Genomic DNA, 11,305 nt, shown 5'->3' with positions numbered 1-11,305 from the left:
TCGAATGCTTCATCTGTGTGAACGTTGCGTCAAGACTTAAATCCAGAATCGTTGAAATTAGAGGCGGACATGCGTCAGTTGGGGCCGGAGTCGTGACGCCTCGGCGCCCTTGGTGGCCCAACACCCCCTGAAAGAAGAGACATTGACAGTCTCTTGACAGTCTCGCGCCACTGCCGCAACACTCCGACTCGGAGAGCGCTCTCCCAGCGCCCCGCTCCATGAGGGCGCCCCGCTCTGCGGGTGGCCGTGTGACGCAGGACCTGCGCCGGCCGCCCACCCCCCACCCATCCATGCCGATGTGGCAGGAGGTCTCCATGGCACGGAGATCGAAGATCGTTTCAGGGTTACTGATGACCGGCGCGCTGATGGTGACGTCGCTAGGTGTCGGCGGCATGGCGATGAACGCCAACGCGGCCCAGGAGAAGCCGAGTTCGGCGTCATCGTCCACGGTGCGCGCGGGTCATGTGATGGCCGCGTCCACCGTCGCCTCGACGGAGGACCCGGACGGCGACGGATACATCCCCGCCGATCCACCGGTGACGGGCGTGGAACCCTCCACGAAGGAGCCGCCGCACCGCTACTTCCACGAGTTCCAGGCCCATTGCACGGTGACCCACACCCGGCCGGACGACCCCATCGTCTATCCGGGGCAGCCCGGCAAGTCCCACGACCACACCTTCATGGGCAACACGACGACCGACGCCAACAGCACCACGGCCTCCCTCGACGCGGGGTCCACCACGTGTCTGGCCCCCGGCGACAAGTCCGGGTACTGGATGCCCACGATGTTCGACGGGGACAAGCCCGTGCTCCCGGTCGGCGAGCAGACCATCTACTACAAGGCCGGAGTCACCGACTACACGAGCGTCCGCCCCTTCCCGAAGGGACTGCGGTTCGTGGTCGGCAGCCCCATGCAGACCGCCCAGGAGTTCCGCGACCACCGCGGCTTCGTCGAGGGATGGGAGTGCGGCACCAGCTACTTCAACGTGGACTTCCCCAAGGACTGCCCCACCACCGCAGACACCCAGCTCAACATCCGCTTCCAGGCGCCGAGTTGCTGGGACGGCAAGTATCTCGACACACCGGACCACAAGAGCCACATGGCCTACCCGGTCGTCGTCCCCGGCACCAACAACAACGCCTGCCCGGCCGACCACCCCGTCGCCCTGCCGATGATCGAGTTCAAGATGGCCTTCCCGGTCAACGGTGACCTCTCGCAGCTCAGACTCGCCAGCGGCCCGAGCTACTCCTTCCACTACGACTTCTTCAACGCGTGGGACGCCCCGACGCTGAAGGCGCTGGTGGACCACTGCGTCGTCGGCGGACTCCAGTGCGATCCCCGCGGCTACGACCAGAGCCACCCCGAGGCCGGGGCCGCCCTCGACGAGAACTACGAACTGCCCTGACCCAGGTGCTCCCCGGGCCGGGCCGACCGCTGCCGGCCGTCCCGGCCCGGGGAACCGTACACACGTGTCTCACCCCCTTCCCCCCCACATCCAGGGAGAGAACGACCATGCAGAGATCCCGCACATCCCGCCGTCGTCTCATGGCTCCCCTCACCGCGGGGCTGCTCGCCGCCGGTGCGCTGTCGCTCCCGGCCCAGCAGGCGCAGGCAGCCGGCAGCGTCGTGAAGGTCACCGGTTCGCAGGGCGACTGGCAGCTGACCGTCGACGGCTCTCCGTACCAGATCAAGGGGCTGACCTGGGGGCCGTCCGTGGCCGACGCCGACACATACATGCCGGATCTGCGGTCCATGGGCGTCAACACCATCCGCACCTGGGGGACGGACGCCTCCAGCAAGCCGCTGTTCGACTCGGCGGCGGCCCACGGCATCAAGGTGATCGCGGGCTTCTGGCTCCAGCCCGGCGGTGGCCCGGGCAGCGGCGGCTGTGTCAACTACCTCACGGACACCGACTACAAGAACAAGATGCTCGACGAGTTCCCCAAGTGGGTCGACACCTACAAGGACAACCCGGGCGTCCTCATGTGGAACGTCGGCAACGAGTCCGTGCTCGGCCTGCAGAACTGCTACAGCGGCGACGAACTGGAGAAGCAGCGCGACGCCTACACCACCCTCGTCAACGACATCACCAAGAAGATCCACGCGGTCGACCCCGACCACCCCGTCACCTCGACCGACGCCTGGGTCGGCGCCTGGCCCTACTACAAGAAGAACGCCCCCGACCTCGATCTCTACGCGGTCAACTCCTACAACGCCGTGTGCGACGTCAAGTCGGCCTGGGAGCAAGGCGGTTACACCAAGCCGTACATCGTGACCGAGACCGGCCCCGCGGGTGAGTGGGAGGTCCCCGACGATGCCAACGGCGTCCCCGCCGAGCCGGCCGACCAGGCCAAGGCCGACGGCTACACCAAGGCGTGGGGCTGCATCACCGGCCACAAGGGCGTCGCCCTGGGCGCCACCATGTTCCACTACGGCACGGAGTACGACTTCGGAGGCATCTGGTTCAACCTGCTGCCCGCAGGCCAGAAGAGGCTCTCCTACTACACCGTGAAGAAGGCCTACGGTGCGGACACGTCGCACGACAACACCCCGCCCGTCATCTCCGAGATGAACGTCGAGGGCGACGCCGCCAAGGTCCCCGCGGGCGGGAATCTGACGCTGGCGACCAGGGCCACGGACCCCGAGGGCGACCGAATCTCGTACGAGGTTCTGACCAACAGCAACTACATCGACGCGAGCAAGCAGCTCACGCCGGTGCCGTTCACGGACCTGGGCGGCGGCAGGTTCAAGGTCACCGCGCCGGACAGGCCGGGGGTCTGGAAGATCTATGTGAAGGCGACCGACGGCAAGGGCAACGTGGGCGTCGAGACCCGCTCGGTCCGCGTCGTGCCGCCGCCCGTCGACGGCACCGACATCGCCCTCGGCAAGCCCGCCACCGCGTCTTCGTTCCAGCCCGGGAGCGGCGACTGCCCCTGCACCGCGGCGAACGCGTTCGACGGCAAGAACGACACGCGCTGGGCGAGCGACTGGAGCGACCCGCAGTGGCTCCAGGTCGACCTCGGCTCCCGCCAGTCCTTCAGGCACGTGCAACTCAACTGGGAGACCTCGTACGCGAAGGCGTACACCATCCAGACCTCCGACGACGGCCAGAGCTGGCGGACCGTCCACGAGGAGACGGCGGGAAACGGCGGGATCGACGACTTCGACGTCGACGGCACCGGCCGCTACGTCCGTGTCAACGGCACGGCGCGGGGCACCGGATACGGGTACTCGCTCTACGAGTTCGGCGTCTACAACTGAGCCGGCCGCACGGGACCCATGGGAGGGAGAGCGCTCTATCCCGTCCCCTGGCGGGAAGTTAGGGTGCCGACATGAACAGACAGGCGCCGACTCTTGAGGACGTCGCACGTGAGGCGGGCGTCTCGCGCGCGACGGTCTCCCGCGTCATCAACGGCGTACGCAACGTCGATCCGGGCATCCAGGACCAGGTGCGGCAGGCGATCGACCGGACGGGATACGCGCCCAACCGGGCCGCGCGCTCCCTCGTGACCCGGCGGGCCGAGACGATCGCGCTGGTGGTCTCCGGCGCGGGGGACGAGGCCGACAGCGAGCAGAACGCCTTCGCGGCAAGCGTGTTCGCGGACCCGTTCTTCGGACGTATCGTCAGCGGAGTCGTCGGCTTCCTGCGGCCGCGCTCGATGCACCCGGTCCTGATGTTCGCCGAGTCGGACACCGCCAGGAAGCAGGTCACCGCCTATCTGCGGCAGGGCAGCGCGGACGGTGCGCTCGTGGTGTCCACCCACGCCGAGGACCCACTGCCGGAGCTCCTCGCCGCCGAGCGGCTGCCCGCTGTGTTCTTCGCCCGCCCGGCCCTCACGGCCCCGGTCAGCTATGTCGATCTCGCCCATCGGGACGGGGGCCGGCTCGCTGCCGAACACCTGCTGGCGCGGGGGCGACGCCGGGTGGCGACCGTGTCGGGGCCGCTGGACGTACCGGCGGGCCAGGAGCGGCTGGCGGGGTTCCGCGACGGGATGGAGCGCGGCGGCGTCCCCTGTGTGCCGGTCGCCGAAGGCGGCTTCACTCTCGACAGCGGGGCGGCCGCGATGGAGCGGCTGCTCGGTCAACATCCGGATGTCGATGGGGTGTTCGCGGCGAACGACCTGATGGCCCAAGGCGTCTGCCAGGTCCTGCGGGAACAGGGGAGGCGTGTGCCCGAGGACGTCGCCGTCGTCGGGTTCGACGACTCGAGCGTGGCCGTCACCTGCAAGCCGCAACTGACCACTGTTCGCCAGCCGGTGGAGGAAATGGCGAGGGCGATGGCCCGCCTCCTCCAGGAGCACATCGAGGGCACACGGACCGAACCCACGTCACTGATCTTCGAGCCCGAACTGGTGCTCAGGCAGTCGGCGTAGACCTGCCGGGGGAGAGGGGACGCGCCCTCTCCCCCGCCCCACCGGTCAGTCGCGTGCCGGGGTGAGGAACACCGAGCGCAGCTTGAGGTAGTCGGTGGCCGGCCGGCCGTGCGGACGCAGCGTCCAGGAGTCCCCTTCGCAGTCGGGCCCGGTGAAGACCAGGGCCCACTCGTCCGTGTCGTTGTGCGGGGCGAACGCGGGCTCGGAGGAGCTGGGGTCCGCGACCTCGGGGAGGGTGACGCACTGGCGGCTCGGCAGATCGTGGAGGGTGACCGACTGCGTCTGGCCGTCGAGCCCGACGATCTTGTAGGAGAAGTCGCCGGTGGCGGCCTGGGCGGAGGCCGGCAGGGTCAGCGCGAGGGCGAAGGCGGCGAGGGAAGCGGCAACGGTGGAGCGACGGCGCATGGACAGCCTCATCATTCGGTGCTTGGGGACGGTCCATGGCAGCTTCGCCCATGGGCCCGCCCGTCACGCCGTCGACAGAAGCCGAAAGGATTCACTGTCGCCCGTTCGGCGGAACGTGCGCTTCCGGACGTGCGGTTCAGCACGCTTACGGCGTACGGCCGTTGACGGCGAGACGGTCGGCGACGTCGGTGGGGAGCGGCGCGAACCCCAGCAGACCGCTCACGATCCGGCCGGTCTGCCGGTGCCAGGAACCGGCCCGCCGCAGCATCGCGTGATCGCCGCCCGGCATCAGCAGGGTGCAGGCCTCCGCGCCCGCGGCCGAGGCCCGGTCGGCGTAGTCGACGGAGGCCGCGGGGTCCGTCGTGCGGTCCCGGTCGCCGTGGAGCAGCACCACGCGCCGGCCGCGGAGCTGCGTCACCGGCTCACCCTCGGGACACCACGGAGCGAGTCCCACCACGTCTTGGACGAGCCGATGCCCGGCAGCGCGCAACGCGGCACGTCCGCCCATGGAATGACCGACCAGCACGGTCGGCACGTCCCCGGCGCGTACGGCCAGTTCGTCCAGCGCCCGCAGCGCGTCCCGGAGCGGGTCCTCGCGGTCACCGTTCCAGCCCCGGCAGCGATAGCGGACGCTTCCCACCAAGAGCCCCTGGCCCTCGCATGCCCGCTCGACGGCACGGGCGAACGGGCGCATGCGCGCACCCGCGAGACTCAACCTCGACACCGCTTCCGTGCCCTCCGAGCGGCCACCGTGCAAGAGGAGCACCGCGGCCTGCGGCGGTTCGACGGCGCGAGGCGCCACGAGTGCCGATCGCGGATCGTCGTCCCATACGAGCACGTCGTCTCCTCTTTCTCGTGCTCCGGCCACGCGGCTCGGCGCTGCGAGGCCATCATGACGAATCCGTAGCCGCGGCCCGAACGGATGGGTGCGAGGGGGCGCTTGTCAGCGGCGGGCGAGCCGGCGTTCCCCGTTCTCCCCGGGCTTGTACGGCAGGCCGTAGAGCCGGAACAGGGGTCCTCCTCCTCGGCGGGCAGCACGTCGTCCGCGCCGATCGACGTCCTCGAGCGCGCCGATCTTGCGGCCGTCCTGGTCGACGACGCCGTGGGAGCGCCACTCACGGACATCCGCGGCCCGAATCATGGTGGGGCCCCTCTGCGTCAGGCGAACATGCCTGTCTTGAGCTTGGTGAGGGTGCGCGTCAGGAGCCGGGAGACGTGCATCTGGGACACGCCGATCTCGGCGCCGATCTCCGACTGGGTCATCTCCTGGCCGAACCGCATCTCGAGGATGCGGCGCTCACGGCCGTCGAGCTGTTCCAGGAGCGGCGCCAGCGTGTGGAGGTCCTCCACGGTCTCCATGGCCGGATCCGGCTCGCCGAGCACGTCGGCGAACGTCCTCGAGGCGTCGGTCGGGTGCTCGCCGGGATCGCTCGGCATGTCGATGGACCCCGCGGTGTAACCGTTCGAGGCGACCATCCCCTCGATGACCTCGTCCTCGCTGAGCTCCAGGTGCTCGGCGAGCTCCTTGGGCGACGGCTCGTGGTCCAGGACCGTGGACAGCTCGTCCTTGCCCTTGGCCAGGTCGACGCGCAACTCCTGGAGGCGGCGCGGCACATGGACGGCCCAGCTGGTGTCACGGAAGAAGCGCTTGATCTCGCCGACGATGTAGGGGACGGCGAAGGAGGTGAACTGGACCTCGCGCGACAGGTCGAACCGGTCGATCGCCTTGATCAGGCCGATGGTCCCGACCTGCACGATGTCCTCCATCTCGCCACTGCCACGGTGGCGGAAGCGGGACGCCGCGAACTGGACCAGGGACAGGTTCATCTCGATGAGCGTGTTCCGGGCGTACTGGTAGTCCGCCGTCCCCTCCTCGAGTACCTGGAGCTGTTCGAAGAACACCATGGAGAGTTCACGCGCGTCCTTGGGCGCGACCTTGCCGGCGTCTTCGACCCACGGAAGCTCACCCGTGCCGATGGTCGCGTCGGCGATGTGCGCCGTCGTGGCCTGCGCCCGCGCCTCTTCATGAGCGTGCACCGAAGTTGCCGTCATGTCCCTGCCTTTCGTGTCGGCCCCGTCCAGAGCGTGTGCCCCTGTCCGCTCCATTCATGCCTCTCGCCGCGGGAAGCGGCAGGGACCTGCCGGGACTTGGCCTATCCCTGTCCCAGACAGGCGTGGGTCATCTGCTCGGTGAAGTAGTCGCCGTCCTTGGGTCGCCCAGGGGCCCTTCGATTCGGCTGGTGCGCGGGTTCCAGGTGGGGAATGTGCTTGGAGCAGTGGACGTAGGCCTCTTGGACGGTGATGTATATCCACATCTCGGCCTGCCGCCCCGGGGCCGAATCCCTCGGCAGTGTGGGGCAGATGGCCCGTAGCTCACGATCGCCCATCAGTTGGGCCGATCCGTTCACATGCAGCCCTATGTGGTCATGGGTGAAGTCGATGAAGAGCAGGCCCATATGGGGGTTCTCGGTGATGTTGCCCGCGCTGGCCATGACGCCGTTGCCCCGGTACTCCGGGTAGGCCAGGTGGAGGTCGTCCAGAACGGCGACGAACCCTGGTGGGCCCGCCCGGAAGCTGGTATCGCAGTGGCCACGTGCGTCCGCCGTGGACAGGAACACCATGGTCTGCCGGGCGATGAACTCATTCATGGCCGGTGTCAGACGCGGCCGGACCTGACGGTCGTAGAAGTCGTCGGCGCGCTCGCTCGTACCCATGTGGGCCTGCAGGGCGCGTTCTCCCTGGGAAGGCGCGGGGTGGGGGGTGCTGGGGCGGAGGTGCATGGAGTGATCACGTCGCAATCGCCGGGGGTGGGCAACGAGCGAGCGTGGCGCCCACTCGAACTGTGGGGCCACGCTAGGCCATTGACGATTCCCGGACGCGACGGTTCCGCCAGGAACAGGCGACGGCGGGGCTATGCGGCGATCACGGCGGCGCCGACCCGGCCTCCGTCGACGTCCACGACCGTGCCGTGGACGAACGCCGACTCGTCCGAGGCCAGCCAGACCGCGGCGTGCGCGATGGCATCGGGCGTTCCGACCGCGCCGAAGGGCGTGCCCTTCATCATGATTTCGCCCGGATGCGGCTCGCCGCCCTCGGTCGCCCGGGGGACGATCACGCCGGGCGAGATCGCGTTCACCCGCACCCCCCGCGGACCGAACTCCGCCGCCCACGCGCGCGTGAGCGTCTCCACGGCTCCCTTGGTGGAGCTGTACAGCGACCCCACAGGAATACCCAGGCGCGCGATCCACGAGCCGAGATTGATGATGACTCCGCCACCGTCGCGCGCCATGTCGGGGGCGACCGTCGCGGTCAGGAAGAACGGCGCCTTCACGTTCACCGCGTAGACCTGGTCGAAGGTCTTCTCGTCCGTCGTGGTGGTGGTCCCGGGCGGGTAGATGCCCGCGTTGTTGACCAGGATGTCGAGGCGCCCGCCCAGCACCGCACGGGCCTGCCCGGCGAGGCGGCGGGAGGCATCCGCGCTGCCGTCGAGGTCGGCCTCGACGAAGTCGGCCCGCCCGCCGGCCGCACGGATGTCCTCGACCACGTGCCGGCCGCGCTCCCGATTGCGCCCCGATACGACGACATGGGCCCCCTCGGCGGCGAACGCCTCGGCGATCGCCTTTCCGATGTTGCTGGTTGACCCAGTGACGAGTGCGGTCTTGTCCTGCAGTCGTCCACTCATGGCCGGCTCTCCTCAGTCTCGGTACTCCCGCTCACCGAGCCGGTCGGGAACACCGCCGCGACCCGGCCCGGCGGTCCGTTGATCCGGACCGCAAGACCGACTGTGCGCCGATGAAATTGGACCTGCAAGTCCAGTTTTCGCAGGGGGCCCGGCCTACGCCTTGACCTCCGCGGGGGCGGCAGCCGGTTCCGTGCCTGCTTCGACGGGCGTGGCGCGTACGGCCGGGATGACCGACGCGATCAGCGCGGCCACGAGGGCGACGCCTCCACCGACCATCAGCGCCGTACGGAAACCGGCCTCGGAGCTGAAGCTGTAGCCACCCATGGTGGTCGTCATCTGGGAAAGGATCACGCCGATCACCGCGGCGCCGACCGAGGTGCCGAGGGAGCGCATGAGCGTGTTGAAACCGTTGGCGGCAGCCGTCTCCGCGAGCGGCACCGAGCTCATGATGAGCGCGGGCATGGAACCGTAGGCGAGACCGACGCCGCTGTTGATGACCATGCACACCACCATGAGCCCCAGACCGGACCCCATCAGCACGAGCGACAGACCGTATCCGGCAGCGATCACCAGGACACCGCAGATGAGCGTGAACTTCGGGCCGCGGGCATCGGTGAGCTTCCCGCCGAGCGGGGAGACGATCATCATCATGATGCCGCCGGGCGCCATCCACAGGCCCGCCGCGAGCATCGACTGTCCCAGGCCATAGCCGGTGGCCTCGGGGAACTGCAGCAGCTGCGGGATCACGAGCATGCTCGCGTACATACCGAAGCCGACGAAGACCGAGGCGACGTTCGTGAACAGCACGCGAGGCCGGGCGGTGGTGCGCAGGTCGATCAGCGGGTCCCGGGTACGCGTCTCCCACCAGCCCCAGCCCAGCAGTACGAGGACGGCCGCGGCGAAGAGCACGAGCGTCGTCGCCGAGCCCCAGCCCCACTCCGCGCCCTTGGACACCGCGAGGAGGAGGCAGACCAGGCCGACGCCGAGGCCGAGCGCGCCCGGTGCGTCGAAGCGCTGACCCTTGGCGCTCGCCGGGACGTCGGGGATGAGGAACCAGATCAGCGCGGCGATCAGTACGGCAAGCACGGCCGAACCCCAGAACAGGACACGCCAGTTGGCGTACTGGGCCACCGCGGCGGCGATGGGCAGGCCGAGGCCGCCGCCGATGCCCATGGACGCGCTGACCAGGGCGATCGAGGAGCTGAGCTTCTCCTTCGCCACCACGTCCCGCAGGAGGGCGATGCCCAGCGGCACCATGCCCATCCCCATGCCCTGCAGGCCGCGGCCGACGATCATCGGCACCACGGACGACGACAGCGCACACACCACAGACCCCGCCATGAGCGGGACCGAGCATGCGAGCAGCATGCGGCGCTTGCCGACCAGGTCGCCGAGACGGCCGGTGACCGGCACGCATACGGCTCCCACCAGCAGCGTCACGGTGATGACCCAGGCGGCGTTCGACGAGGTGGTGTGAAGGATCTTGGGCAGCTCCGCGATGAGCGGCGTGACCAGGGTCTGCATGATCGCGGCGGTGGTGCCGGCGAAAGCCAGAGTGGCGACCACGCCGCCGGCGCGGGCCGTCGGCTGGGGGGCGTCCATCAGGGGACTCCTTGTGTGTCTGCGGGGTTCGGGAACGTGCGGGGCTTCGACCGGGATACGGAAGGGATCGATGTGCAGCGTACACATCCAATGTATGACGCACATTGTGTGGTGACTACATCTGGCTGTGCGACGATTGGCGCGGGGGTGTGCACGGACGCGCGGTGCGACGCCGCGGGGAACGACAGCAGGAGGCGGCAGACGCATGGCCAGGCCCACGTACGAGCTCGAGTACGAGCAGATGCTCCTCAGTCGGCACGGACTCGTGCACCACAAAGGCGGGCGCCCCGAGAACGGCACCCTTGAACGCAGCGCCTACATCCTGCTGAGCCGCATTCGCGTGCAGGGGCCCATGTCCATCGGTGAGCTCAGCGACGCCTTCGGGCTCGACGCCTCCACCCTGAACCGGCAGACAGCCGCCGCGATGCGCGCCGGGCTGGTGGAGCGCATCCCTGATCCCGACGGCGGCATGGCCCGCAAGTTCCGCATCACGGACAAGGGTGCGGCCGTCCTCGACGAGGAGCGCGATCACATCGTGGGCAGCCTGGACCGCGTCATGACCGACTGGGCGGACGAGGACATCGCGGCCTTCACCACCTACCTGAGGCGCTTCAACATGGACATCGAGCGACTGGGCGGCCGGCCGTGGCCCCGGCCGTGAGATGTGCGCCGGCGAGCCGGAGAAGCTGAGCCGGCGCGCGTGGGGCCGAGCGGGTGAGCTCGAGCCGCTGAGTTCGGGCCACTGAGTTCGGGCTCCCTGGGAAAGTGGGGCGTCGGGGGCGTCCCGGGAGACGTCTGCCGTTAGAATCCGCTCTCATGTCGAACCCTGACGAACTGCTCGTCGACATCGCCGTCATGGTGGAGTCCGGGCAGAGCAATCAGATGTCCCTGACTGTGGTCACCAGCGGCGCTGTGATCACCGGACGCCTCGCCCCCGAGGCCGTGTGGAGGCAACGCGTCTCGGAGGTCCTGACGGACTCGGACCACCTCGGCTCCTTCTCGGAGATCTTCACCGCCGACGGGAAGCCCGATGTACGTAAGCGGGGCGAGGCCGATGACGGCCCCGCACCCACTCATCTGCACTTCCATGTGGCCCGGATCCTCCAGGGCAGCGTCGGCATCCCCGAGACGGGCGGCATGTACCGCGTCGCGATCCAGGACGTGAGTGCCTGGACGGTGGGCGACTTCAGCTACTCCGACCACTGACGGTCAGCTGCCCGCAGTGCCGAGAACGCCCCGCAC

General features: G+C 69.0%; 12 protein-coding genes. 5 read left to right on the top strand and 7 right to left on the bottom strand.

What is annotated here, in order from left to right:
* Positions 1 to 314: 314 nt before the first annotated feature.
* The 3 genes from CG723_RS18115 (at position 315) to CG723_RS18105 (ending at position 4,374) form a co-directional block, all read left to right on the top strand.
* Positions 315 to 1,406 (top strand): DUF1996 domain-containing protein, encoded by a 1,092-nt coding sequence (locus CG723_RS18115; protein WP_100594669.1) that lies wholly within the window; start codon positions 315 to 317, stop codon positions 1,404 to 1,406.
* Positions 1,407 to 1,513: 107 nt separating this feature from the next.
* Positions 1,514 to 3,262 carry a discoidin domain-containing protein gene (locus CG723_RS18110; RefSeq protein WP_100594472.1) on the top strand — a complete coding sequence of 583 codons (1,749 nt, stop codon included), beginning with the start codon at positions 1,514 to 1,516 and terminating at the stop codon, positions 3,260 to 3,262.
* Positions 3,263 to 3,333: 71 nt separating this feature from the next.
* Positions 3,334 to 4,374, top strand: coding sequence for a LacI family DNA-binding transcriptional regulator (locus CG723_RS18105; RefSeq protein WP_100594471.1), 1,041 nt, complete (start codon positions 3,334 to 3,336; stop codon positions 4,372 to 4,374).
* Positions 4,375 to 4,419: 45 nt separating this feature from the next.
* Here CG723_RS18105 and CG723_RS18100 read toward each other — a convergent pair whose 3' ends face one another.
* The 7 genes from CG723_RS18100 to CG723_RS18070 all read right to left on the bottom strand — a co-directional run bounded on the left by CG723_RS18100 (position 4,420) and on the right by CG723_RS18070 (position 10,063).
* A complete protein-coding gene (locus CG723_RS18100; protein ID WP_100594668.1) occupies positions 4,420 to 4,779 on the bottom strand; it encodes a hypothetical protein in 360 nt (119 codons plus the stop codon).
* 145 nt (positions 4,780 to 4,924) lie between these two features.
* A complete protein-coding gene (locus tag CG723_RS18095; protein ID WP_100594470.1) occupies positions 4,925 to 5,617 on the bottom strand; it encodes an alpha/beta hydrolase in 693 nt (230 codons plus the stop codon).
* Between the two features lie 105 nt (positions 5,618 to 5,722).
* Positions 5,723 to 5,920: a hypothetical protein gene (locus CG723_RS18090; RefSeq protein WP_100594469.1), complete on the bottom strand. Its 198-nt coding sequence runs from the start codon at positions 5,918 to 5,920 to the stop codon at positions 5,723 to 5,725.
* 17 nt (positions 5,921 to 5,937) lie between these two features.
* Positions 5,938 to 6,831, bottom strand: a complete 894-nt coding sequence (locus CG723_RS18085) for an RNA polymerase sigma factor SigF (RefSeq protein ID WP_100594468.1) — start codon at positions 6,829 to 6,831, stop codon at positions 5,938 to 5,940.
* A gap of 101 nt (positions 6,832 to 6,932) precedes the next feature.
* Positions 6,933 to 7,493: a pyridoxamine 5'-phosphate oxidase family protein gene (locus CG723_RS18080; RefSeq protein WP_234374369.1), complete on the bottom strand. Its 561-nt coding sequence runs from the start codon at positions 7,491 to 7,493 to the stop codon at positions 6,933 to 6,935.
* Positions 7,494 to 7,690: 197 nt separating this feature from the next.
* Complete coding sequence (locus CG723_RS18075) at positions 7,691 to 8,461, bottom strand: SDR family NAD(P)-dependent oxidoreductase (protein ID WP_100594466.1); 771 nt, start codon at positions 8,459 to 8,461, stop codon at positions 7,691 to 7,693.
* 153 nt (positions 8,462 to 8,614) lie between these two features.
* Positions 8,615 to 10,063, bottom strand: coding sequence for an MFS transporter (locus CG723_RS18070; protein WP_100594465.1), 1,449 nt, complete (start codon positions 10,061 to 10,063; stop codon positions 8,615 to 8,617).
* A gap of 205 nt (positions 10,064 to 10,268) precedes the next feature.
* Between CG723_RS18070 and CG723_RS18065 the strand changes: the two genes are divergently transcribed.
* Together CG723_RS18065 and CG723_RS18060 are read left to right on the top strand one after the other, a co-directional pair.
* On the top strand, positions 10,269 to 10,724 hold the full coding sequence (locus CG723_RS18065; protein ID WP_100594464.1) for a MarR family winged helix-turn-helix transcriptional regulator: 456 nt from the start codon (positions 10,269 to 10,271) through the stop codon (positions 10,722 to 10,724).
* A 155-nt stretch (positions 10,725 to 10,879) separates the two neighbouring features.
* Positions 10,880 to 11,269, top strand: a complete 390-nt coding sequence (locus CG723_RS18060; protein ID WP_100594463.1) for a hypothetical protein — start codon at positions 10,880 to 10,882, stop codon at positions 11,267 to 11,269.
* The last annotated feature ends 36 nt before the right edge of the window (positions 11,270 to 11,305 follow it).

Origin of the sequence: Streptomyces sp. CB01635 (genome assembly GCF_002803065.1) — a bacterium.
GTDB lineage: Bacteria > Actinomycetota > Actinomycetes > Streptomycetales > Streptomycetaceae > Streptomyces.
Note: the sequence above shows the minus strand (reverse complement) of the source record. Positions and strands in the feature narration are given on the sequence as shown.